Here is a 22,672-nt window from a genome sequence, read left to right as displayed (position 1 = left end):
GTTCCGGCGGGTTCAATCCCGCTCCTTCAAGACCCCGATCATGTCGAGCCGGGCGAGCCGGCGGCCGACGATCGCCATGCTGACGAATCCGGCGGCCGCCACCGCCAGCGCCGACCACAGATAGGACGCCGGCGCGACGATCGGCGGTATCCGGAACATCTCGGTCTCGAAGGCGAGCACCAGGATCCGCACCCAATGATAGCCGAGGACGAGGCCGAGAGGGATGCCGACGGCCAGTTCGATCGCGCTCGACGCGAACAGGAGTCGCGCCACCTCGAGCCGCGTGAACCCGATGATCCGCAGCGTGGCGAGTTCGCGGGATTTCTCCTGCAGGGCGATGCGGACGTTGTTGTAGACCACGCCGAAGGCGATCGAGACCGCGAAGAGGGCGAAGACGCTCGCCACCATCGTCACCACCGCGCCGGTCGATCGGCGGAAATTCTCCACCGCGAGCGACTTGATGCCGAGCGAGGCGATGCGCGGCGAGGCGAGCACCCCCGCCTGGAACGCCCCCTCCGCGCGCGGATCGAGTCGCACCGAGACCGCCCCCGCCCGCCCCGAATCCCGCATCATCCGCGCCAGCGCCGTCTCGCTCATATAGGCCGAGAGCCCGATCAGATCGTCGACCAGCCCGGTCACCGTGACCCGTTCGACCGGCCGCCGATCGCGCAGGATCTCGACTTCGACCGCGTCGCCGACCCTGAGATGCAGCCGCTCGGCGAGTCGCGACGAAAGCACCAACCCCTCCGCCGGCACCGCGACCGGCCGCAGATCGGCATCGAGCAGGCGCCGCAACGTGCTCTCGGCGGGAAGGCCGACGACGGCGGTGCGATAGTCGTCGCGGTCGGTGCGCAGCACCGCCGGCTCGGCGCGCAACGGCTCGGCGAGAAGCACCCCCGGCAGGCGCGCCACCGCGCGCACCGCCCGCGTCGGCGCAGGCTCGACGAAGGTCACGACGGCATCGCCGCGCTCCACGGCGGCGAACTGCACGTCGATCATGAGGTCGATCGCATCGCCCCAGAACAGCGACATCACCACCAGCGGCACCGAGACCGCCACGCCGAACAGCGTCAACGCCGATCGAAACGGCCGCGCGCTCGCCTCCCGCAGCACCATCATCCACGCCGCCGACACCCGGGCGTTCGAACCGTGAGCGAAGAGGAAATGGCGATAGGCCGGCGGCGCCGGCGGCCGCATCGCGGCGGCGGGCTCCAGACGGAACACCGCCCGGAGCGCCCCGGCGGTCGCCGCGAGACCGGCGCCGAGCGCGATCGAGGCCGCGACCAGCGGCACCCACGGCCGCAACGTGTAGTCGAGCGAGGGAAACCGGAAGAACGGTCGGTAACTCGCCATCATCAGCTCGCCGAAGAGCAGGCCGAGCCCCAGGCCGAGGCCGATGCCGAGACCGACCACCGCGACGACGAAGCCGACGTAGTGGCGCGTGATCTCGCGATCGCCGTAGCCGAGCGCCTTCAGGACCGCGATCTGCTCGCGCTGCGTGCCGATCAGCCGCCCGATCACCCCGTTGAGCAGAAAGGCCGCGACGAGGAGGAAGATCGGCGGGATCGTCGTCGCCATCGTGCCCTGCTGGACGATCTCGTCGGAGAGGAACTGGTGCGAGGTTTGCCGGCTGCGATCATAGGAGACGAGGCCGCCATAGCGAGCGAGGAGACGGTCGAGCTCGTCCATGACGGCCCGCGCGGAGGCGCCCGGCGCCAGCGCGATCGCCACGTCGTCGAAGGCGCCGTCCATGTCGTAGGCGGTGGCGAGACTCTCACCGTCGACCCAGAGCACCCCGAACCGGCGGTCGTCGGGCAGCGGGTCGCCCGGCGCGGCGGCATAGACGTATTCCGGCGACACCGCGACGCCGACGACCGTATAGGCGGCGAGACGGCCGGAGAGGCGCGCCCGGACGATCGCCCCGGGGCGGATGCGATTGGCCTCGGCGAAGCCGGCGCTCACCAGCGCCTCGTCGCGCGCGCCCGGCTCGACCGCGCGGCCGGAGAGGAGATGCAGCCGGTTCAACGTCGGTCGCCCGTCCGGCGGTAGACCGATCAGCCGGCCGGTGCGCGGCAGCGGATCGCCGGGCAGTTCGATCACCGCGTCCTCGACCACGCGCAGATCGGCCTCCGCGACCCCCTCGATCGCCCGGATCCGCTCGCCCAGGGCGAGCGGCGCCCGGCGCGACGAGGCGAAGACGTCGGCGAACCGCGAGACGACGTAATAGTCCGCCTGCGACGCCACCAGCGAATGATAGGCGCTGAGCGAGGCGACGAAGACGGCGATGCCCGAGGCGATCACCAGGGCGATCGTCAGCGTCTGGCCGCGCATCGCCCAGAGGTCCCGACCGAGCTTGGTGACGAGCGCGCTCACCATTGCAACTCCGTGGCCGGCCGCCGCGCCGGATTGACCTCGACCCGGGCGATGCGCCCCCCGGCGAGATGGAGCACCCGGTCCGCCATCGCGGCGATGACGCTGTTGTGGGTGATGACGATGGTGGTGGTGCCGAGCCGGCGGCTCACGGTCTCGATGGCGGAGAGCACGGTCACCCCGGTCGGCGCGTCGAGCGCCCCGGTCGGCTCGTCGCAGAGGAGCACGTCCGGTTGCTTGGCGATGGCGCGGGCGATCGCCACCCGCTGCTGCTCGCCGCCGGAGAGCTGGGCCGGGAAATGATCGAGACGCTCCGACAGGCCGACCATGGCGAGCGCCTCCTCCGGCGCCATCGCCGTCACCGCGATGTCGGTGACGAGCTGCACGTTCTCGCGCGCGGTCAGGCTCGGGATCAGATTGTAGAACTGGAACACGAAGCCGACGTGCTCGCGGCGATAGCGGGTGAGTTCGGCCTGCGAGGCGCCGACCAGCCGATGATCGCGCCAATGGGCGTCTCCCGACGTGGCGCTGTCGAGCCCGCCGAGAATGTTGAGGAGGGTCGACTTGCCGCTGCCGGAGGGCCCGAGCAGCACGACGAACTCGCCTCGGGCGATGTCGAGATCGAGGTCGCGCAGGGCGAAGATCTCCGTCTCGCCCATCCGATAGCTCTTGGTGAGACCGCGCACGGTGAAGACCGCGTCCGACGGCATGGCGGCGCCCGCCGGGGCGACGCCGGTCGAGATCGAAAGGTCCGAGGCTGGAGGCATGACCGGGCTCCCGAGCGAGACCTCCGGCGGCGCGAGACCCGCGTCCCGGCGAGACGGGACGCGCATCACCCACCGACGCGGCACCCCTCCTCGACACGACCGAGAGTGGCACGGTCCGGCCGGACGGAGCAAGCGAAACGCCGCGCCCGCCGCCCCGTCACGGCCGCGACAAAAGCCGCAACGCCGGCATCAGACCCCGGCTCTCGTCGGCGGTCTCATAGGCGTGACGCAGGTTCATCCGCGCCACTTCGACGTGTTCCATCGCCAGCGCCTGGGCCCGCGTTCCCTCCCGCCGCTCGATTGCATGCAAGATCGAACGGTGCTGATTGTGGGTGATCAGCAGCCATTGCCGGCCGTCGCCGGTGGAGGAATGCATCGGCAGCGTCGCGCTGGCGGCGGCGAAGGGCAGCCGATTGTTCAGTTCGATCGCCCGGGTGAGTGCCGCGTTGTCGGCGAACTTCAGCAACAAGTCGTGGAAACGATTGTTCATTTCGACGTAGTCGGCATAGGCGTCGATGGTCAGTTCGGGCGCCGCCAGAGCCTCGTCGCCGAGCCGCAGACAATCGTTCATGTCCTCCTGCATCTGGCGCGTCAGGCCGTTTTCCGCCACCAACCGCGCCGCCATCCCCTCGAGGACGCCGCGCACGGCGATCGCGTCGTCGATCTCCTTGCGCGTGAAGGCGCGCATGACGTAGCCGCCGCTCGGCGACGACTGAACCAGCCCCTCCTGCTCGAGCGTCGCGAAAGCGAGGCGAACCGGCGTGCGCGAGGCGTCGAGACGCTCGGCGATGGGGATCTCCGCCAGGCGCTCGCCCGGCGCGAACGCGCCCTTGAGGATCAGATCGCGCAGCTGCACGAGGACGCGGGATTGCTGTGATTGCATGCCGTTCACCCGGATTTCTGCCCAAAGGGCCGGCAGGCCTCGCATCATTTGTACGCAGCCTGCGGCTATTGAATGCAAGACGAACCGAAATCACCGATCACATCGACCCCGGACACCTCCCGATGACATCCGGTGATCTCGTTTCATCATATTGAAAAACATTCGATAATTCCACCTCCTGATGAATTGTGCGGCATTTTTTCCACCGCCGCCCTTCGCGCCGTCGGGGTCCGTGTTTTCTCGTAGCTCGCTTGACACTGCATTCATTCATAAATAGCCTGCATGCAATGAAGTGACGCCACCACGACTTGGCCCTCGAAGGTCCTCGTCGGCGTCTCCGCCATGTCAGAGGTCGAAGCATGATCAGCCAAGAGCAGAATGACACGTATACCCGTGTCGGTCCCGGTTCTCAATGCGGTGAACTCCTTCGCCTCTATTGGCAGCCCGTGGCGCTCGTCGACGAATTCGAGGGACCGCGTCCGGTTCGTCCGGTGCGCCTGCTGGGTCAGAACTTCGTCCTCTTCCGCGACGAACAGGGCCGTTACGGCCTTCTCGACCGCGATTGTCCCCATCGCAACGCCGACCTTGCCTTCGGCCGTCTGGAGAACGGCGGACTGCGCTGTCCGTTCCACGGCTGGCTCTTCGACGTCGACGGCAAGTGCCTCGAGACCCCGGCCGAGCCGGTCGGCAGCAAGCTGTGCCAGCGCATCCGCCAGGGATCCTATCCGGTCGAGGTCCGCTCCGGCGTGATCTTCGCCTATATCGGCAAGGGCGAGCCGCCCGCCTTCCCCGCGCTCGACTGTTTCGTGGCGCCCGACACCCACACCTTCGCCTTCAAGGGCCTGTGGGAGTGCAACTGGCTCCAGTCGCTCGAGGTCGGCATGGACCCGGCCCACGCCTCCTTCCTCCATCGCTTCTTCGAGGACGAGGACCCGGAGGCGAGCTACGGCAAGCAGTTCCGCGCCACCTCGATCGATTCCGATCTCCCGATCACCAAGGTGCTGCGTGAATACGACCGGCCCGAGATCGCCGTCGCCGCCGCCGACCACGGCCTGCGCCTGACGACGCTGCGCCCGATCGACGAGACCCAGACCCACGTCCGCGTCACCAACATCGTCTTCCCCCAGGCCTTCGTCATCCCGATGAGCCCGGAAGTGACGATCACCCAGTGGCACGTGCCGGTCGACGACCACAACAACTACTGGTTCACGATCTTCACCAGCTTCACCGGCCCGCTCGACAAGAAGACCATGCGCGAGCAGCGTCTGGCCACCTATCCCGAGCCGGACTACCGCCCGCTGCGCAATCGCTCCAACGCCTGGGGCTATGATCCGAGCGAGCAGAAGGCCGCCACCTATCTCGGCATGGGCTTCGACATCAACATCCACGACCAGTGGGCCTGCGAGAGCCAGGGGCCGATCCAGGATCGCACCCGCGAGCATCTCGGCACCTCCGACAAGGCGATCATCGCCTATCGGCGCCTGCTGTCGGCGGAGATCGCCAAGGCCGCGTCCGGCGAGACGCCGCTGATGCATCTCGACGCGACCGCCGCCGCCGCGCTCAAGGGCCCGGTCAGCTTCGACGGCGTCGACCGCAGCGGCGACACCGAACGCTATTGGCGCGAGGGCGACGCCCGCCGCCGCGCCGCGGCCCCCTGGGGCGGAGAGGTCGAGGCCTGACCATGAGCGCGACATCGGAGCGTTTCGAGGGATGGTCGAGCGAGGCGGAGGCCGCCGCCGCCCGTCTCGTCACCGACATCGACGCCGGGCGGATCGAGGTGGTCCGCTTCGTCTTCGCCGACCAGCACGGCATCCTGCGCGGCAAGGCGCTGGTGGGGCGCGAGGCGATCGGCGCCCTGCGCCGGGGCGTCGCGCTGACGACGACCCTGCTCGCCAAGGACACCTCGCATCGCACGGTGTTTCCGGTCTTCACCACCGGCGGCGGCTTCGACATGCCCAAGATGCAGGGTGCCGCCGACGTTCTCCTGATGGCCGACCCGACCACTTGGCGCAGGCTTCCCTGGGCACCGAAGACCGCCTGGATCCTCTGCGACCTGCGCTTCGCCGACGGCGCCCCCGTCCCCTTCTGCACGCGCAGCGTGGCGCGCCGCGCGCTCGCCGGTTTCGACGCCCTCGACTGCGGCCTCACCACCGGCCTCGAGGTCGAGTTCCACGTCTTCCGGGTCACCGATCCGGCGATGCGCCTCGATCAGTCCGGCCAGCCCGGCACCCCGCCCTCGGTCGAGCTTCTGACCAACGGCGCCGAATATCTGACCGAGCAGACCTACGACCGGGTCGAGCCGATCGTCGAGATCCTGCGCGCCAACATCCAGGGCCTCGGCCTGCCGCTCCGGTCGATGGAGGTCGAGTTCGGTCCGAGCCAGCTCGAGTTCACCTTCTCGCCGACGATGGGCCTCGCCACCGCCGACAACATGGTGTTCTTCCGCACCGCCGTGAAGGAGGTGTGCCGCCGCCACGGCCTGCACGCCACCTTCATGTGCCGCCCGAAGATCCCCAACGTCGCCTCGAGCGGCTGGCACATGCACCAGTCGCTGACCTCCCGCGACGGCCGCAATCTCTTCATGCCCGATCGTCCCGGCGAGGATCTCTCCGACCTCGGCCGCCACTATCTCGCGGGCCTGCTCGAACATGCGCGCGGCGCGGCGGCCCTCTCGGCCCCGACCATCAACGCCTACCGGCGCTACCGCGCCTTCTCGCTCGCCCCCGACCGGGCCTTGTGGGGACGCGACAATCGCGGCGCCATGATCCGCATGATCGGCGGACGCGGCGACGGCGCCACCCGGCTCGAGAACCGGGTCGGCGAATCCGCGGCGAACCCCTATCTCTACCTCGCCGGCCAAGCGATCTCCGGCCTCGACGGCATCGCCCGCCGGCTCGAGCCCGGCCCCGCCGCCGACGTGCCCTACGACACCCCCGCCCCCGCCCTGCCACGCAGCCTCGCCGAGGCGATCGAGGCGCTGCGCGACGACGCGGTCCTGTCGGCCGGTCTCGGCGACGGCTTCGTCGATTATTTCCACAGGATCAAGGACGCCGAGATCCGCCGCTTCGAGGCGGAGGTGACCGAGTGGGAACATCGTGAGTATTTCGATCTCTTCTGACCCCGCCACCCCGGCGACGGAGCCGACAGCATGACCGACGTCACATTCATCCTGCACGACGGAACCCGACGGATCGTCGACGTCGCCGACGGCATCTCGGTGATGCAGGCGGCGGTGATGGAGAACATCAAGGGCATCGACGGCGAATGCGGCGGATGCCTCTCCTGCGCCACCTGCCACGTCTACGTCGAGAGCCTCGAGGCCGGCGAGCTGCCGGCGAAGGACCCGGACGAGGATGCGCTCCTGGAAGGCGTCGCCGCCGAGCTGCGTCCCGAGAGCCGCCTCGCCTGTCAGATCGTGATGTCGCCCGCCCTCGTCGGCCTCGTCGTCCGCGTCCCCGAACGGCAGGTCTGAGCCATGGTGGACCGTCTGGTGGTGATCGGTGCCTCCCATGCCGGCTGTCGGCTCGCCTTCGCCGCGCGCGAGGAGGGGTTCGAGGGCGAGGTGGTGCTGATCGGCGCCGAGACGGCGCCGCCCTATCAACGCCCGCCGCTCTCCAAGGGCTACCTGAAGGGCTCCGTCCCGCTCGCCGCCCTGCGCCTCAAATCGGACGCGGCCTTCGCCGAGGCCCGGATCACCCTTCGCCTCGGCACCACGGTGACGGCGATCGATCGCGCCGCGAAGGAGGTCGTCCTCGCCGGGGGCGAACGTCTCGCCTATTCCAAACTCGCGCTCACCACCGGCGCGCGGGTGCGTCGCCTCTCCGTCCCCGGCGCCGATCTCGACGGCGTCCTCCACATGCGCGATCTCGCCGATGCCGACGCGCTCGCCGCCGCGGCGAAGGCGGGGAGACGCGCCGTCGTCGTCGGCGGCGGTTTCATCGGCCTCGAGGCGGCGGCCTCCTTGCGCGGCCTCGGGCTCGACGTCGCCGTGATCGAGGCCGAGCCCCGGCTCTCGGCCCGCGTCTTCCCGCCCCGCCTCTCCGAATGGCTGCGGGACCTCCACGAGGCGCACGGCGTGACCGTCCGGCTCGGCGCTCAGGTCGTCGAGATCGTCGGTCGCGACGGTCGCGTCGCCGGCGTGCGCCTCGCCGACGGCACCAAGGTCTCCTGCGATCTGGTGGTGGTCGGCATCGGCGTGATCCCGGCCGACGACCTCGCCCGCGACGCCGGCCTCGCGGTCGATCGCGGCGTTCTCGTCGACGCGAGCGGCCTGACCGCCGACCCCGACGTCGCCGCCGCCGGCGACTGCGCCCGCCATCCCAACCCTTGGGCACCGCGCCCGGGCGCGCCGATCGTGCTGGAATCGGTCCAGAACGCCGCCGATCAGGCCCGCGTCGCCGCCGCCGCCCTCTTCGGCCGACCGACTGTCCACGACGCCGTGCCGTGGTTCTGGTCGGATCAATACGACGCCAAGATCCAGATGGCCGGCCTGCCCGATCCCGACGACGAGATCCTGCTGCGCGGCGACCCCGCCTCGGGACGCTTCTCGCTCCTTCACTTGCGCGACGGACGGCTCGCGGCGGTGGATTCCGTCGGCTGGCCCCAGGACCACATGGCCGCGCGCAGACTGCTCGCCACCCGCCCGGTCGTCGACCGCGCGCGCGTCGAGACCCACACCGGCCCCCTGGCGGACCTCTGTTCACCCGGGTGACGAAACGGTATCGACCGAAAGAGCGGCCCCGAGCCGCCGACCGGAGGAAGACGCATTCGAGGGCGGCCGTCGCCTGTCACTCACATCCGCGCCCGCAACCGTCGATGCGGAGCCCCACCGGAGAGACGACCATGTCGAAATTCAGTCTGATCGCCTGTACCGTCCTGGCCATGTCGGGGTTCGGCCTCGCGGCCGAGGCCGCCGACCCCGCTCCGATCAAGATCGGTGTGATCGCCTCCTATTCCGGCCCCTATGCCGACTACGGCCGTCAGTTCGACGACGGCATCGCCCTCTGGCTCGACGAACACGGCGGCAAGCTCGGCGGTCATCCGGTCGAGATCGTCAAGAAGGACGTGCCCGGCGCCGCCCCCGACCTCGCCAAGCGCGTCGCCCAGGAACTGGTGGTGAAGGACAAGGTCAATTTCTTCGCCGGCCTCGACTTCAGCCCCAACGCCTATGCCGTCGGCGCCGTCGCCAAGGAAGCCAAGATCCCGGCGATCGTCATGAACGCCTCCTCCTCGGCGATCACCACCCAGTCGCCCTATGTGGCGCGCGTCTCCTTCACCGTGCAGCAGGTCTCCGACCCGATGGCGCGCTGGGCGGTGAAGAACGGCATCACCAAGGTCTACACCATCGTCGCCGACTACGGTCCCGGCGCCGATTCCGAGACCGCCTTCGAGAAGGCCTTCACCGCGAACGGCGGCGCGATCGTCGGCAAGGTGCGCGCGCCGCTGTCGAGCCCCGACTTCTCCGCCTACGTCCAGCGCATCAAGGACGAGAAGCCGCAGGCGGTGTTCTTCTTCTTCCCCTCCGGCGTCCTGCCCCCCGCCTTCCTCAAGGCCGCCAAGGAGCGTGGCCTGGAAGAGGCCGGCATCAAGGTGATCGCCACGGGTGAGGCGACCGACGACAGCTATCTCGAGGCGACCGGCGACGTCGCGCTCGGCCTGATCACCTCCCATCACTATTCCTACGCCCACCCCTCGGAGAAGAACCGCAAGTTCGTCGAGGGTATCGCCCGAGTGACCGGCAAGAAGCTGCGTCCGAGCTATTTCGCGGTCGCCGCCTACGACGGCATGGCCGCCCTCGACGGGGCCCTCGCCAAGACCGGCGGCGACGTCGACGGGGCCAAGGTGATGGAGGCGCTGAAGGGCCTCTCCTTCGAGAGCCCGCGCGGGCCGATCGAGATCGACGCCGCCACTCGCGACATCGTCCAGACCGTCTACATCCGCAAGACCGAGAAGGTGAACGGCGAACTCGTCAACGTCGAGTTCGACCAGTTCGACAAGGTCAAGGATCCCGCCAAGCAGTGATACCGAGCTCACGAAGTTTCAACTTGTTCGAAACTTCGTGAGCGAAGGCGAGCCCGAACGGGCGTCGGCCGGTCAGGCCGCAACGCTCATGAGAATCGGACGAGTCCGAATTTCATGAGCCGAGTATGACCCGACGATGATCGAGATCCGGCGCCCTCCCCGAGACGGCGCCGGACCTCGAGCCCCTCGACGCGATCGCGGCCGTTTCCGCCGATCGCCCCGTCGTCCATCGCAGGAGTCGAACCATGACCGTCGTCTTCGACGGAATAGCCTCGGGCATGTTGTTGTTCCTGATCGCCGTCGGCCTCTCGGTCACGCTCGGTCTGATGAACTTCGTCAATCTCGCCCACGGTGCCTTCGCGATGTTCGGCGGTTACGTCTGCGTCGTGGCCTCCGGCCGATGGGGGATCCCCTTCCTCCCTGCGGTCGTCCTGGCGGCGCTCGCCACGGCCGCGCTCGGCGCCCTGCTCGAACGCCTGCTCTTCCGCCGCCTCTACGGCGCGAGCCAACTCGATCAGGTGCTGTTCTCGATCGGCCTCGTCTTCGTGGCGATGGCGATCGCCCGCTGGGGCTTCGGCCCGGCCCAGCAGCCGATCCGCCTGCCCGCCTGGCTCCAGGGCCAGGTCCATCTCGGCGGTCTCGACATCGGCGTCTACCGCGCCTTCCTGGTGGGGCTCGGCCTCGCCGTCGCCTATGGGCTCCATCGCGCCATCGGCGTGACCCGGTTCGGCGCCCGCCTGCGCGCCTCGGTCGACAAGCCCGACGTCGCGCGCGGCATGGGCATCGACGTCGACCGGGTCTTCGTCGTCACCTTCGCCCTCGGTTCCGGCCTCGCCGGGCTCGGCGGCGCGGTCGGCGTCGAACTGCTCGGCCTCGATCCGAGCTTCCCGCTGCGCTACCTCGTCTACTTCCTCATCGTCGTCGCGGTCGGCGGCAGCGGCTCTATCCCGGGCTCCCTGATCGCCGCGATCCTGATCGGCGTCTGCGACGTCGCCGGCAAATATTGGATGCCGCAGATCGGCGCCTTCATCATCTACACGGTGATGGTGGTGATGCTGATCGTGCGCCCTCACGGCCTCCTCGGCAGAAAGTGAGGACGAAACCATGACGCCTCTCACCCCCACCTCGTCCGATCGGGCCGGTCCCGCCGCCACGGTCGATCTCGCCCCGCTGCGCCGCGCCGCCCGCCCGCGCGCTCTGGAATTCGCCTTCTGGCTGCTGCCGGTCGCCGCCTGGTTCCTGTTCCCGGAGAACCTGGCGTTGCTCACCCAGATCGCCATCACCGCGATCTTCGCGCTGTCGCTCGATCTGGTGCTCGGCTATGCCGGCATCGTCACGCTCGGCCACGCCGCCTTCTTCGGCGTCGGCGCCTATGCCGCCGGCATGCTCTCGGCGAAGCTCGGCATCGGCGATCCCCTGCTCGGTCTCGTCTTCGCCGCCGCCGTGTCGGCGCTCGCCGGCGCGATCACCAGCCCCTTCGTCCTGCGCGGCACCGGCCTCACCCGGCTGATGGTGACGATCGGCATCGGCATGATGCTGTTCGAGGCCGCCAACAAGGCCAACGACTTCACCGGCGGCGTCGACGGGCTCCAGGGCATCGAGATGACCCCGCTCCTCGGCCTCTGGAGTTTCGACCTCTGGGGCAAGACGGCCTATGTCTACGCGGTCGCCGTCCTCTTCGTCGTCTTCCTCGTCGCCCGCCACGTCGTCGGAAGTCCGTTCGGCCTGTCGCTCCGGGCGATCCACATGAACGCCGCGCGCATGCCCGCGCTCGGCGTCTCGGTCGATGCCCGCCTCACCGCCGCCTGGATCGCCGCCGCGGCGATCGCCGGCATCGCCGGGGCGCTCCTGACCCAGACCACCCAGTTCGTCTCCATCGACGTGCTCGGCTTCGGCCGCTCGGCCGAGATCCTCCTGATCCTCATCCTCGGCGGCGCCGGACGCCTCTACGGGGCACTGGTGGGCGCGATCGTCTTCGTCACGCTCCACCACCTGCTCGCCGACGTCGATCCCGAATATTGGCAGCTGTGGATCGGTCTCGTCCTGATCGGCATCGTCCTCTTCGCCCGCAACGGGCTGATGGGCGTGGTCGATCCGTTCGAGCGACTCCTCGCCCGCAAGGAGACGAAGCGATGACCCCGCCTGTGCTCGAGACACGCGATCTCGTCAAGACCTTCGGCGGGTTCACCGCCACCGACGGCGTCTCGCTGTCGATCGCCAAGGGCGCGCGCCATGCCCTGATCGGACCGAACGGCGCCGGCAAGACCACGCTGGTCAACCTGCTCACCGGCTTCCTCACGCCGACCTCCGGCTCGGTCCTCCTCGACGGCGCCGACGTGACCGGCCTCGCCCAGCACAAACGCGTGGCGCGCGGCCTCGCCCGGACCTTCCAGATCAACCGGCTCTTCGCCGATCTGACCGTCCTCGAGAGCGTCGCGCTCGCCGTCGCCGAGCAGATGGGCGTCGGCCGGCGCTTCTGGCGGCCGATCGGCCGGCACGGCGAGGTGCTCGACGCCGCCGCCCGCCTCGTCGAGGACCTCCACCTCGCCGACGTCGCCCATCGCCGCACCCGCGACCTCGCCTACGGCAAGCAGCGTCTGATCGAGATCGCCCTGGCGCTCGCCGCGCGCCCGCGCGTCCTCCTCCTCGACGAGCCGGCGGCGGGCGTGCCGACCAGCGAGAGCCGGGAACTCTTCGCCGCGCTCGCCGCCCTTCCCGCCGACATGACCATTCTCCTCATCGAACACGACATGGATCTGGTCTTCCGCTTCGCCGATCGGATCTCGGTGCTGGTCTCCGGCGCGGTCCTGCTCGAGGACACGCCCGAGGTCGTGGCCGGCCATCCCCTGGTTCGCGAAGTCTATCTGGGGGAGGCCCACCATGTCTGAACCGCTCCTCGAAGTCGTCGGTCTCAGCGCCGGCCACGGCGACGCCGTGGTCCTCGAGGACGTCTCGTTCACGCTCGAACGTGGCGAGGCGCTCGCCCTCCTCGGCCGCAACGGCATGGGCAAGACCACCCTCCTCACCACCCTGATGGGCCTCACCCGGGTCCACGGCGGCACGATGCGCTTCGCCGGCCGCGACCTCGCGGCGGCACCGTCTCATGCTCGCGACCTAGTCGCGATGCCGACCCATGCCCGCGCCCGCGCCGGTCTCGGCTGGGTGCCGCAGGAGCGCGAGATCTTTCCCTCGCTCACCGTCGAGGAGAACCTGACCGCCGTCGACGTCGGCGGCCGCTGGAGCCTCGAGCGGATCTGGTCGATGTTCCCGCGCCTGAAGGATCGCCGCGCCAACATGGGCGGCCAGCTCTCCGGTGGCGAGCAGCAGATGCTGGCGATCGCCCGCGCGCTGATGCTCGACCCCGCCCTCCTCCTCCTCGACGAGCCGATGGAGGGACTGGCGCCGCTGATCGTCCAGGAACTCTTCCGCATCATCCGCGAGATGACGCGGTCCGGCGACCTCGCCGTGATCCTGGTCGAGCAGCACGCCCACCAGATCCTCCCCCTGACCGACCGGGCGCTGGTGCTCGAGCGCGGCCGCGTCGTCCACCTCGGCGACAGCGCCCCACTGGTCGAGGATCCCCACCGGCTCGACCGCTGGCTCGGCGTCGCCGGCGCCCCCACCCTCGGCGACATGCCCGCGGAGACGACCCCATGAAGGCGATCGACATCATTCGCGACGAACACCGCGCCCTGGCGGCGGTGCTGAAGGCGATGGAATTCACCGTCGCCGGCATCGGCGACGGGCGCTTTCCCGCCGACTTCCACCTGCTCGCCATGCTCGTCGACTACATCGTCCGGGTGCCCGAGGAAGGCCATCACCCCAAGGAGGACGACGTCCTCTTTCCCCTCGTCCGCCGCTTCTGCCCCGAGGTCGAGCCGATCCTCGACGAGCTCGACCTGCAGCATCGCAACGGCCGGGCCCATCTCCTCGATCTCGCCATGGCCCTGATCCATTATCAGGCGGTGGGGCCGGCCGGCTTCGCTCCCTTCGCCGAGGTCGTCGCCCGCTACCTCGCCTTCAACTGGGCCCATATCGAGCTCGAGGAGACGAAACTCCTGCCGCTCCTGCGCGAACGCCTCGACGCCGAGGCGCGCGCGAGCGTCGATGCCGCCTTCGCCGCCAACGCCGACCCCTGGCGCGGCATCGACGGAGAGTTCACCGAACTCTTCTCCGCCATCGTCGCAGCGACACCCGCGCCGATGGGTCTCGGCCCCGGCCGGCGCCGCCCGTGAACGACGTCGCGACGACGGCTCAGGCGTCCCCGCCCGCACCCGGCGAGCGCGGCTCGCGGCGAGCCGTCGGCGCCGCCCGGTTGCGCGCCGGGCGCACGGACCAGGTCGCGAATTCCTCGCGCAACGCCTCCGGAAAGAGGCTCGCCTCGAGCCGGGGACGACGCGGCGCGCCGACCACGACGACGGCGTTGCGTTCGCCCTCGCCGACCTGATCGAAGATCCAGGCCGGCCGGTCCGGCCCCGCCAGCGTCGTGGCGATCAGATCGGCGGTCGGATCGAGATCGTGCTCGACCATCGTGTTGACCACCACGATCCCCTCCGGCGCCAGCGCCTGCCGGATCGCCGCGCAGGTCGCGGCGTCGAATTCCTTCTGGAAGTCGAAGGCGGCGCTGCCGACGTCGACGCCGATCGCGTCATAGGGCGCATGCGTGCCGTCGAGGAAGTCCCGATAGTCGGCGATGACGCCGAGCACCGCCCCCGGCAGGCCGAAATAGTCGCGCGCCACCTCGAAACTGTGTGGATTGTGGTCGACCAGCGTGACCTCGGCGCCGCGCCGGCTCGCCATCGTCGCCAGCGATCCGCCGCCGCACCCGAGCAGCAACACCCGGCGGCGGCGGCGCAGCAGCGCGCACATGATGTGGACATAGACGAAGCAACTCTCCCCATCCGGGGCCGCATGGCTCTGAAACGCCGTGCCCTCGTAGTATCGCCGGGCGCCGGTGGCGAGATCCTCGATGATGAGAATCTCTCCGAAACGACTTTCGATACGGGTCAAGGTGCGCATTCGCGGGTCCGAGGCATGATCATGGACACATCAGGTTTGATGTACTGGACATCATAAGTCATATGATATATTTATATATCGATGCATCCTGAGTGAGTCCAGCATGATCACCGCCGCTCAAATGCGGGCCGCCCGCGCCCTCGTCGGCATCGACCAGAAGAAATTGGCCGAACTCTCCGGCGTGTCCCTTCCGACCATCCAGCGCATGGAGGCCAGCGACGGCAACGTGCGCGGAGTCATCGACACGCTGACCAAGGTCGTCGAGGCCCTGCAGGCCGCCGGCGTCGAACTGATCGGCGAGAACGCCCGCAGCGAGGGCAACGGTCGTGGCGTGCGCCTGCGCGTCGCGGCTCTCCCGTCGAAACCCGAGCCCTGACGCCACCCGTCTCATCGACGTCCGTCGCAGGCCGCCATCAGCGCCAACAACCCTCGCAACAGCATCGTCGGCGTCGGCGGGCAGCCGGGAATGTGGAGGTCGACCGGGATCACCTCCGACACGCCGCCGACGCAGGCGTGCCCGCCCGCATAGAGCCCGCCGTCGAGGGCGCAGGCCCCCGCCGCCACGACCCATTTCGGCGACGGCGTCGCCGCGTGGGTTCGCTCCAGCGCCTCGCGCATGTTCCGCGTCACCGGCCCGGTCACCAGGAGCACGTCGGCATGGCGCGGCGAGGCCACGAACTTCAACCCGAACCTCTCCAGATCGTAGAACGGGTTGTTCAACGCGTGGATTTCCAGTTCGCAGCCGTTGCACGAGCCGGCATCGACCAGCCGGATCGCCAGACTGCCGCCGAACACCCGGTCGATGCCCTGCTTCAGCCGAAGCGACAGTTCCGCCGTCTCGGCGTCGGCGGCCGCCGGGGGCGGTTCGGTCAGCGGCCTCCGCAGCAGGCCTTCGAGCAGAATCTTGCGCATGGCGAGCCCTAGAGATCGTGCCCGGAATAGGAGCAGTTGAAGGATTTGTTGCAGAGCGGGAAGTCGGCGACGATGTTGCCCTCGATCGCCGCCTCGAGCAGCGGCCATTGCAGCCAGGACGGATCACGCAGGTGGGCGCGGTCGACGATGCCCCCCGGCGCCAGCCGCACCCAGGCGAGAATGTCGCCGCGAAACCCTTCGACCACCGCGATCCCCTCGCCGCCCGGCGCGTCGGCGCCCGGCAGATCGGCGAGAACCGCGCCGCTCGGCATCTCCGCCAGGATCTGCACGATCATCGTCAGGCTCTCCTCGACCTCCGCGATCCGGACCCGGACCCGTGCGTCGACGTCGCCCTCCCGGCGCACCGGCACCTCGAAGCGCAGCCGGTCGTAGGGCGGATAGACGAGGTCGCGGCGCGCGTCGAAGGACCGCCCCGACGCCCGTCCGACGAAGCCGCCGCAGGCGAATTGCCGCGCCAACTCCGGTTTCAGAATGCCGGTGCCGACGGTCCGATCCTGGAGCGAGGCGGTGTCGTCGTAGAGCTCGACCAGGGGCGGCAGGGTCCGGCGGATCGTCGCGACGAGTTCGTGGAGGAGCTTCGGCCCGTCCGCCGCGAGATCGACGCTCATGCCCCCGGGCGCCACCGCGTCCATCATCAGCCGATGGCCGAAACAGTTCGCCGCCGCCCGCAACACCCGCTCGCGCAGGACGCTGCAATGGGCGAGCATGACCGCGAAGGCGGCGTCGTTGCAGATCGCGCCGATGTCGCCGAGGTGGTTCGCCACCCGCTCGAGCTCCGCCGCCAGCGCCCGCAGCCAGACCGCGCGCGGCGGCGGCGCGACGCGCAGCGCCGCCTCGACGGCACGCGCGAAGGCGATCGACGAGGCGACGGTGCTGTCGCCGGAACACCGCGCCGCGAGCATCGCCGCGCGGTCGATCGGCGCGCCGGCCATCAGGGCCTCGACGCCCTTGTGGGTGTAGCCGAGCCGCTCCTCGAGCCGCACCACGGTCTCGCCGGCGGCCGTGAAGCGGAAATGGCCGGGCTCGATGATCCCCGCATGGACCGGCCCGACCGGGATCTGATGGAGCCCCTCGCCGACGCTCGTCAGGAAGGCGTAAGGCGTCGGCGCCTCCGGTGCGCCGGGGCGGCCGAGTGGCGTCCTCGCCGACCACACGCCGTGATCGAGCCAGGGCCGCCGGTCGAGCGCGTCGCTCGCCTCGAGTCCGAAGAGATCGCGGATCGCGCGTTCGAAGCGGATCGCCGGCGGATGCTCGCGGCCGACCGAGGGGAAATGCCCGTCGGGACAAGCGAGGCTCGCCACCGTGACCGCGACGGGATCGCCGCCGAGAACGGCCATGTGGACCATGCCGGCATCGCCCCACAGGCCGAGCAGCGACAGCTCGCCCGCCGAAAGCCGCGCCGAGAGGACGCGCCAGATCGCCTCGTCCACCACCCGGCGCGGCCAGGGCATGTGGTCGGGAGCGGCGGGGAAGGCACCGAGGATCGGGGTCGCGTTCGTCATGTCGCCTCCGTGCTCAGTGCAGCATCGCCGCCACGTGCTGGAACCACGCGACCAGCGGCGGCGGCAGCCAGATTCCGGCGAGCAGCACCAGTCCGAGATGGGTCACGAGCGGCAGCGACGACGCGGCGACCGGCGTGGTCGATCCGGTCGGCTCGCCGAAGGCGAGGCCATGCAACCGCCACATCAACGCCCCGAATGCCACCAGAAGCCCGATCACCAGCGGCACCGCCAGAAGCGGCGCCCGCGCGATGGTCGATCCCGCGACCAGGAATTCGCTCATGAAGACGCCCGTCGGCGGCATCCCCGCGATCGCGACGACGCCGAGCACGAGCCCCCAGCCGAGCACCGGATGGCTGAGCGTCAGCCCGCGAATGTCGTCGATCTTCTGGGTGCCCTTGGCCTGGGCGATCTGGCCGACGGCGAAGAAGATCGCCGACTTGGTCAGACTGTGCATGGTCATGTGCAGGAGGCCCGCGAAATTGGCGAGCGGCCCGCCCATGCCGAAGGCGAAGGTGATGATGCCCATGTGCTCGATCGAGGAATAGGCGAACATCCGTTTGATGTCCTGCCGCCGGTAGAGCATGAAGGCCGCGAAGACCAGCGACAGGAGCCCGAGCGTCTCCATCAGCGGCCCCGGCGCCATCGCCAGCGGATTGGCCGCCATCAACAGCTTGAACCGCAAGACCGCGTAGAGCGCGACGTTCAAGAGCAGGCCCGAGAGCACCGCCGAGATCGGCGTCGGACCCTCGGCATGGGCATCCGGCAGCCACGCGTGCAAGGGCGCCAGACCCACCTTGGTGCCGTAGCCGAGCAGCAGGAACACGAAGGCGAGATCGAGCAGCGCCGGGTCGAACTTCGCGACATGGACGATCAGCACGGTCCACACCATGCCGTTGAGCCCCTCGCCGACCACCGGCCGCGCCGCCATGTAGATCAGGATCGTCCCGAACAGCGCCAGCGCGATGCCGACGCTGCCGAGGATGAAGTATTTCCACGCCGCCTCGAGCGCCCGGTCGGTGCGATAGATGCCGACCATCAGCACGGTGGTCAGCGTCGCCACCTCGATCGCCACCCACATCAGACCGATGTTGTTGGCGACGAGCGCGAGGTTCATCGCCCCGAGGAGCACCTGATAGAGCGTGTGATAGAAGCGCAGATGCAATTCGCTGAGATGGCCGGTCTCCAACTCGTGCGCGATGTAGCTGGCGGAGAAGACGCTGGTGGTGAAGGCCACGAACGTGTTCAGCACCACGAAGACGATGTTGAGATCGTCGACCAGCAGATAGTTCCCCGACGCCGGCTTCGCCACGAACAGCGACACCGCCGCCAGGAAGGTCAGGAAGGACGAGGCCATGTTGAGCCGCGCCGAGAGCAGATAGCCCGGCAACATCATCAGCACCACCGCCGTCGCCGGCGGCAGGAACAGGATCAGGTAGACGTTGTTCTCGATGAGGGCGGTCATCGGCTCTCCCCTCGGGATTCGTCGAGCGCCTGGAGATCCACCGAATCGAACCGTTCGCGGATGCGGAACAGGAAGATGCCGATGACGATGAGGGCGATCAGGATCGAGAAGGCGACGCTGATCTCGACGACCAGCGGCATGCCCTTGGCCCCGGTCGCCGCCAGGATCAGCCCGTTCTCGAGCGACATGAAGCCGACCACCTGACTGACCGCGTTGCGCCGGGTCACCATCATCAGGAGCCCGAGCAGCACCACCGACAGGGCGAAGGCGAGATCCTCGCGCGCCAGCGCGTCCGCTCCTTGCGTCACCCTGAGCATCACCACCATCGACAGCGACACCAGCGCGATGCCGGCCAGCATCGTCGGCACGGTGGCGACCACCGTCTCGACCTCGCGGTGAATGCCGAGCCGGGCGACGATCCGATGCAGCGCGACCGGGATCACGATCGCCTTGAAGGCCAGCGTGATCGCCGCGGTGATGTAGAGATGCGGCGCGTCCTGGACATAGGCCTGCCAGCCGACCGACAGCGCCAGCACGACGGCCTGCAGCGCGAACATGTTGAGGAGCGCGAAGAGGCGATCCTGGTAGAGCAGCATGAAGCTGACCAGGACCAGCCCCCCGGCGACCAGATGCGCGATGTCGAAACTCAGCCTGTCCAAATCACAGCCCTCGCGACACGAAGCGCAGCAGAGTGGCGAGCAACCCCAGCATCAGCGCCACGCCCAGGAAGTCCGGCACGCGGAAGACGCGCATCTTCGCCACCGTCGTCTCGAACAGCGCCAGCAGGATCCCCGCCGCCGCGAGCTTGCCGACATAGGCCGCGACGCCGACGAGATGCGCGGAGAACCCGGCATCGACCGGCGCCAGCCCCCACGGCACGAACACGCAGGCGATCAGCGAGACGTAGAGCAGCAGCTTGAGCTGCGACGACAGCTCGATCATCGCCAGATGCCGGCCCGAATATTCCAACACCATGGCCTCGTGCACCATGGTCAGCTCGAGATGGGTCGCCGGATTGTCGACGGGAATGCGCGCGTTCTCGGCGATCGCCACGATCACCAGACCGATCAGCGCCATGCCGAGCGACACCCGCAGCCCCACCTCCGGCGACAGCATGAAGCCGGCGACGGTCGACAGCTGCGTCGAGCCGGCGATCAGCGCCAGCGTGAACACGATCATGATCAGCGCCGGCTCTGCGAGCGTGGCGAACATCATCTCGCGGCTGGAGCCGAGCCCGCCGAAACTGGTGCCGACGTCCATCCCGGCGAGCGCCAGGAAGAAGCGCGCGCTGCCGAGCAGCGCCGTGATGACGATCAGATCCGCCGACCAGCTGAAGAGGAGGCCGGTGGCGAAGGTCGGCACCAGCGCCGCCGCCACCCAGGTCGCCGCGAAGATCAGATAGGGCGCCGCCCGAAACAGCCACGACGCGCCGTCGGCGACGATCGCCTCCTTGCGGGCGAGCTTGATCAGATCCCGATAGGGCTGGAGGAGCGGCGGCCCGCGCCGCCGCAACAGCCGCGCCTTGACCACCCGGACGAAGCCGGTCAACAGCGGCGACAGCAGCAGCACCACCAGCATCTGCGTGATTTGGATCGAGAGATCGCCGATCAGCCCCATGACGCCAGCACCAGCAACAGGAAGACCAAGGCCGCGAAGACCAGACTGAGATATTGCCGAATGGTGAGGAACTGGACGCGATTGAGCACGTCCGCCACCCGGCCGACCACCCCGATCAGCGGCGCGTAGAGCATCTCCCAGGCGAGATCGACGAGCGTGACCTCGAAGCGGGCCGGACGGAGATCGCCGGGCGGCGGCATCTCCACCCGTTCGCGCGCGCGGAAGGCGAAGTTGCCGAACACCCGCCGGACCGGCTGGGAGAAGCTCTCGGCCGAATATTGGGTGATCGGATCGGCTTCGGGGAAGCCGCAGTCCCACGCCGGCGCCCGGCGGATCGCGGCCGAGGCGAACCGATGAATGGCATAGGCCGCGAGCAGCGCCGAGCTGACGATGAAGAAGAACACCAGAAGGCCGTTGTAGGACGAGCGGCTCTCGGCGATCGGCGCGATCGAGAGCCAGGCGATCGCCGACTGGGACGGCATGGCGGCGCCGATCGCGGCCTGGACGATCGGCGCGAGCGCGTCGATCACCACGCCGGGGAAGATGCCGGTGAGGAGACAGAGGACCGCGAGCACGCCCATCGCCGTCAGCGACCAGCGGTCGACCTCCCGCGCGTCGCTCGCCTCCGGACCGCGCGGCCGCCCGAGGAAGGCGATCCCATAGGCCCGGACGAAACAGGCCCCCGCCAGCGCCGCCGCCAGCGCCAGCATCGCCCCGACCGCCGGGATCAGGAGCTTCAGCGCCCAGCTCCACAAGGCCGGGCTGAGCAGGATCGCCTGGAACACCAGCCATTCCGAGACGAAGCCGTTCAGCGGCGGCAGCGCCGAGATCGCCGCGCAGCCGATCAGCACGAAGAGACCCGTCGCCGGCATCCGGTTCAAGAGCCCGCCCATGCGCCCGAGATCGCGCGACCCGGTCGCCGTCAGCACCGCGCCGGCCCCGAAGAACAGGAGGTTCTTGAACAGCGAATGATTGAGGACGTGGAACAGCGCCGCCGTCATCGCCAGCGCCGCCGCGGCGGTGAAGCCGTTGCCCAGGAAGGCGAGCGCGAGACCCAGCGCGACGAAGATCACGCCGATGTTCTCGATCGTCGAATAGGCGAGGACGCGCTTCAGATCCGACTGCACCAGCGCGAACAGAACCCCGATCACCGCCGTGGTCGCCCCGGTGATCAGAACCGGGATGCCCCACCACCAGGACGGCGTGCCCAGGAGATCGAAGGTCACCCGCATGAAGCCATAGATCGCCACCTTGGTCATGACCCCGCTCATCAGCGCGGAGACGTGGCTCGGCGCCGCCGGATGGGCGAGCGGCAGCCAGACGTGCAGCGGCACCAGACCGGCCTTCGACCCGGTGCCGAAGAGGACGAGGCCGAGCACCACCGCCGCCACCACCGGCGTCGGACCATGGGCGCGAATGGCGGCGAAGGTGAAGTCGCCGTCGGTTCCCGCGAGAAGGCCGAAGGCGAGCAGCAGCGCGAAGGTGCCGGCGCTCGCCATGGTGACGTAGACGAGGCCGGCTCGCAGATTGCCCGCCTCGCGGTGATGCGCCATCACCAGCGCCCAGGAGGCGAGCGACATGAACTCCCACGCCAGCAGGAAGGTGAAGGCGTCGTCGGCGATCAGGACGAGGTTCATGCCCGCGAGGAAGACCGGGAAGAACGGCAGAACGCGCAGCGGTTCGTGCTCGTGCCGGCCGTAGCCGATCGCATAGAGGCTGGCCGCCGCCGCCCCGAAATCGACCACCGCGAGGAAGAAGGCGGAGAGCGCGTCGATCCGGAAATGCGCGCCCGACCACGGAAGGCCGAGCGGCAGCACCAGCGTCTCCGCCGTCCCGGACGCGCCGAGGAGATGGGCGAGCGCGGCGACGAACGCGACGAGCGACAGCACCAGCGTGGCGCCATAGACGGCGTCCGAGCCGCGTCGCTGCCGCCCCCACGCGAGAGCGGCGCCCCCCAAGACCAGCAACACGACGTCGCCGATGAAGAAACCGACGAGCGGCATCGACACATTCCCCGAGGCAGGCGTTGCACGCACGCGGCCGAAGCGATCGGCGACGAGACCCCGCGCATACCCCGCGGGTCCCGTTCCGCCCATTC

Annotated in this window: 21 protein-coding genes; 11 read left to right on the top strand and 10 right to left on the bottom strand. The window is 69.2% G+C overall.

Going from position 1 to position 22,672, the window contains the following annotated elements; genetic code table 11:
• Positions 1–12: 12 nt before the first annotated feature.
• The 3 genes from J3S89_RS11280 to J3S89_RS11270 form a co-directional block, all read right to left on the bottom strand.
• On the bottom strand, positions 13–2,373 hold the full coding sequence (locus J3S89_RS11280) for an ABC transporter permease (protein WP_217927647.1): 2,361 nt from the start codon (positions 2,371–2,373) through the stop codon (positions 13–15).
• The gene (locus J3S89_RS11275; protein WP_217927756.1) at positions 2,370–3,080 is read right to left on the bottom strand and encodes an ABC transporter ATP-binding protein; all 711 of its coding nucleotides are present in this window, start codon (positions 3,078–3,080) and stop codon (positions 2,370–2,372) included. Before J3S89_RS11275 ends, J3S89_RS11280 begins: the two co-directional genes overlap by 4 nt.
• 214 nt (positions 3,081–3,294) lie before the next feature.
• On the bottom strand, positions 3,295–4,020 hold the full coding sequence (locus tag J3S89_RS11270; protein WP_217927646.1) for a GntR family transcriptional regulator: 726 nt from the start codon (positions 4,018–4,020) through the stop codon (positions 3,295–3,297).
• A gap of 359 nt (positions 4,021–4,379) precedes the next feature.
• Between J3S89_RS11270 and J3S89_RS11265 the strand changes: the two genes are divergently transcribed.
• From J3S89_RS11265 to J3S89_RS11220, 10 genes are all read left to right on the top strand, one after another.
• Positions 4,380–5,699, top strand: a complete 1,320-nt coding sequence (locus J3S89_RS11265) for an aromatic ring-hydroxylating dioxygenase subunit alpha (protein ID WP_217927645.1) — start codon at positions 4,380–4,382, stop codon at positions 5,697–5,699.
• A gap of 2 nt (positions 5,700–5,701) precedes the next feature.
• Positions 5,702–7,138, top strand: a complete 1,437-nt coding sequence (locus tag J3S89_RS11260; RefSeq protein ID WP_217927644.1) for a glutamine synthetase family protein — start codon at positions 5,702–5,704, stop codon at positions 7,136–7,138.
• A 30-nt stretch (positions 7,139–7,168) separates the two neighbouring features.
• Positions 7,169–7,492 carry a 2Fe-2S iron-sulfur cluster-binding protein gene (locus J3S89_RS11255; RefSeq protein WP_217927643.1) on the top strand — a complete coding sequence of 108 codons (324 nt, stop codon included), beginning with the start codon at positions 7,169–7,171 and terminating at the stop codon, positions 7,490–7,492.
• A 3-nt stretch (positions 7,493–7,495) separates the two neighbouring features.
• Complete coding sequence (locus tag J3S89_RS11250; protein ID WP_217927642.1) at positions 7,496–8,731, top strand: NAD(P)/FAD-dependent oxidoreductase; 1,236 nt, start codon at positions 7,496–7,498, stop codon at positions 8,729–8,731.
• A 131-nt stretch (positions 8,732–8,862) separates the two neighbouring features.
• Positions 8,863–10,041: an ABC transporter substrate-binding protein gene (locus tag J3S89_RS11245; protein WP_217927641.1), complete on the top strand. Its 1,179-nt coding sequence runs from the start codon at positions 8,863–8,865 to the stop codon at positions 10,039–10,041.
• 245 nt (positions 10,042–10,286) lie between these two features.
• On the top strand, positions 10,287–11,135 hold the full coding sequence (locus J3S89_RS11240) for a branched-chain amino acid ABC transporter permease (protein ID WP_217927640.1): 849 nt from the start codon (positions 10,287–10,289) through the stop codon (positions 11,133–11,135).
• A 10-nt stretch (positions 11,136–11,145) separates the two neighbouring features.
• Positions 11,146–12,177, top strand: a complete 1,032-nt coding sequence (locus J3S89_RS11235) for a branched-chain amino acid ABC transporter permease (RefSeq protein ID WP_217927639.1) — start codon at positions 11,146–11,148, stop codon at positions 12,175–12,177.
• Positions 12,174–12,929, top strand: a complete 756-nt coding sequence (locus J3S89_RS11230) for an ABC transporter ATP-binding protein (protein WP_217927638.1) — start codon at positions 12,174–12,176, stop codon at positions 12,927–12,929. The genes J3S89_RS11235 and J3S89_RS11230 overlap by 4 nt, the downstream gene beginning before the upstream one ends.
• Positions 12,922–13,698, top strand: coding sequence for an ABC transporter ATP-binding protein (locus J3S89_RS11225; protein WP_217927637.1), 777 nt, complete (start codon positions 12,922–12,924; stop codon positions 13,696–13,698). The genes J3S89_RS11230 and J3S89_RS11225 overlap by 8 nt, the downstream gene beginning before the upstream one ends.
• The gene (locus J3S89_RS11220; RefSeq protein WP_217927636.1) at positions 13,695–14,276 is read left to right on the top strand and encodes a hemerythrin domain-containing protein; all 582 of its coding nucleotides are present in this window, start codon (positions 13,695–13,697) and stop codon (positions 14,274–14,276) included. Before J3S89_RS11225 ends, J3S89_RS11220 begins: the two co-directional genes overlap by 4 nt.
• 19 nt (positions 14,277–14,295) lie before the next feature.
• On the opposite strand, the gene J3S89_RS11215 is transcribed toward J3S89_RS11220, so the two are convergent.
• Positions 14,296–15,051: a methyltransferase domain-containing protein gene (locus tag J3S89_RS11215; protein ID WP_217927635.1), complete on the bottom strand. Its 756-nt coding sequence runs from the start codon at positions 15,049–15,051 to the stop codon at positions 14,296–14,298.
• Positions 15,052–15,163: 112 nt separating this feature from the next.
• On the opposite strand from J3S89_RS11215, the gene J3S89_RS11210 reads away from it, so the two are divergent.
• Positions 15,164–15,436: a helix-turn-helix domain-containing protein gene (locus J3S89_RS11210; protein ID WP_217927634.1), complete on the top strand. Its 273-nt coding sequence runs from the start codon at positions 15,164–15,166 to the stop codon at positions 15,434–15,436.
• Between the two features lie 11 nt (positions 15,437–15,447).
• Here J3S89_RS11210 and J3S89_RS11205 read toward each other — a convergent pair whose 3' ends face one another.
• From J3S89_RS11205 to hyfB, 6 genes are read right to left on the bottom strand one after another with little or no spacing between them, the layout of a single operon-like run.
• Positions 15,448–15,972 carry an NADH-quinone oxidoreductase subunit B family protein gene (locus tag J3S89_RS11205; protein ID WP_217927633.1) on the bottom strand — a complete coding sequence of 175 codons (525 nt, stop codon included), beginning with the start codon at positions 15,970–15,972 and terminating at the stop codon, positions 15,448–15,450.
• Between the two features lie 8 nt (positions 15,973–15,980).
• Positions 15,981–17,495, bottom strand: a complete 1,515-nt coding sequence (locus J3S89_RS11200) for a hydrogenase large subunit (RefSeq protein ID WP_217927632.1) — start codon at positions 17,493–17,495, stop codon at positions 15,981–15,983.
• A 13-nt stretch (positions 17,496–17,508) separates the two neighbouring features.
• Positions 17,509–18,957: a hydrogenase 4 subunit F gene (locus tag J3S89_RS11195; RefSeq protein ID WP_217927631.1), complete on the bottom strand. Its 1,449-nt coding sequence runs from the start codon at positions 18,955–18,957 to the stop codon at positions 17,509–17,511.
• On the bottom strand, positions 18,954–19,616 hold the full coding sequence (locus J3S89_RS11190) for a hydrogenase-4 component E (protein WP_217927630.1): 663 nt from the start codon (positions 19,614–19,616) through the stop codon (positions 18,954–18,956). The genes J3S89_RS11195 and J3S89_RS11190 overlap by 4 nt, the downstream gene beginning before the upstream one ends.
• 1 nt (position 19,617) lies before the next feature.
• Positions 19,618–20,574 (bottom strand): respiratory chain complex I subunit 1 family protein, encoded by a 957-nt coding sequence (locus J3S89_RS11185; RefSeq protein WP_217927629.1) that lies wholly within the window; start codon positions 20,572–20,574, stop codon positions 19,618–19,620.
• Positions 20,565–22,577 carry a hydrogenase 4 subunit B gene (gene hyfB, locus J3S89_RS11180; RefSeq protein ID WP_217927628.1) on the bottom strand — a complete coding sequence of 671 codons (2,013 nt, stop codon included), beginning with the start codon at positions 22,575–22,577 and terminating at the stop codon, positions 20,565–20,567. Before hyfB ends, J3S89_RS11185 begins: the two co-directional genes overlap by 10 nt.
• Positions 22,578–22,672: the final 95 nt, after the last annotated feature.

Source organism: Pinisolibacter aquiterrae (assembly GCF_019160155.1).
GTDB lineage: Bacteria > Pseudomonadota > Alphaproteobacteria > Rhizobiales > Ancalomicrobiaceae > Pinisolibacter > Pinisolibacter aquiterrae.
Note: the sequence above shows the minus strand (reverse complement) of the source record. Positions and strands in the feature narration are given on the sequence as shown.

Bases quoted from the DNA above. Each gene is read 5' to 3' on its own strand.
- J3S89_RS11270 (WP_217927646.1), bottom strand. From the start codon at position 4,020: ATGCAATCACAGCAATCCCGCGTCCTCGTGCAGCTGCGCGATCTGATC.
- J3S89_RS11225 (WP_217927637.1), top strand. From the start codon at position 12,922: ATGTCTGAACCGCTCCTCGAAGTCGTCGGTCTCAGCGCCGGCCACGGC.
- J3S89_RS11260 (WP_217927644.1), top strand. From the start codon at position 5,702: ATGAGCGCGACATCGGAGCGTTTCGAGGGATGGTCGAGCGAGGCGGAG.
- J3S89_RS11240 (WP_217927640.1), top strand. From the start codon at position 10,287: ATGACCGTCGTCTTCGACGGAATAGCCTCGGGCATGTTGTTGTTCCTG.
- J3S89_RS11220 (WP_217927636.1), top strand. From the start codon at position 13,695: ATGAAGGCGATCGACATCATTCGCGACGAACACCGCGCCCTGGCGGCG.
- J3S89_RS11230 (WP_217927638.1), top strand. From the start codon at position 12,174: ATGACCCCGCCTGTGCTCGAGACACGCGATCTCGTCAAGACCTTCGGC.
- J3S89_RS11265 (WP_217927645.1), top strand. From the start codon at position 4,380: ATGATCAGCCAAGAGCAGAATGACACGTATACCCGTGTCGGTCCCGGT.
- J3S89_RS11275 (WP_217927756.1), bottom strand. From the start codon at position 3,080: ATGCCGTCGGACGCGGTCTTCACCGTGCGCGGTCTCACCAAGAGCTAT.
- J3S89_RS11200 (WP_217927632.1), bottom strand. From the start codon at position 17,495: ATGACGAACGCGACCCCGATCCTCGGTGCCTTCCCCGCCGCTCCCGAC.
- hyfB (WP_217927628.1), bottom strand. From the start codon at position 22,577: ATGCCGCTCGTCGGTTTCTTCATCGGCGACGTCGTGTTGCTGGTCTTG.
- J3S89_RS11210 (WP_217927634.1), top strand. From the start codon at position 15,164: ATGATCACCGCCGCTCAAATGCGGGCCGCCCGCGCCCTCGTCGGCATC.
- J3S89_RS11255 (WP_217927643.1), top strand. From the start codon at position 7,169: ATGACCGACGTCACATTCATCCTGCACGACGGAACCCGACGGATCGTC.
- J3S89_RS11205 (WP_217927633.1), bottom strand. From the start codon at position 15,972: ATGCGCAAGATTCTGCTCGAAGGCCTGCTGCGGAGGCCGCTGACCGAA.
- J3S89_RS11245 (WP_217927641.1), top strand. From the start codon at position 8,863: ATGTCGAAATTCAGTCTGATCGCCTGTACCGTCCTGGCCATGTCGGGG.
- J3S89_RS11185 (WP_217927629.1), bottom strand. From the start codon at position 20,574: ATGGGGCTGATCGGCGATCTCTCGATCCAAATCACGCAGATGCTGGTG.
- J3S89_RS11250 (WP_217927642.1), top strand. From the start codon at position 7,496: ATGGTGGACCGTCTGGTGGTGATCGGTGCCTCCCATGCCGGCTGTCGG.
- J3S89_RS11195 (WP_217927631.1), bottom strand. From the start codon at position 18,957: ATGACCGCCCTCATCGAGAACAACGTCTACCTGATCCTGTTCCTGCCG.
- J3S89_RS11235 (WP_217927639.1), top strand. From the start codon at position 11,146: ATGACGCCTCTCACCCCCACCTCGTCCGATCGGGCCGGTCCCGCCGCC.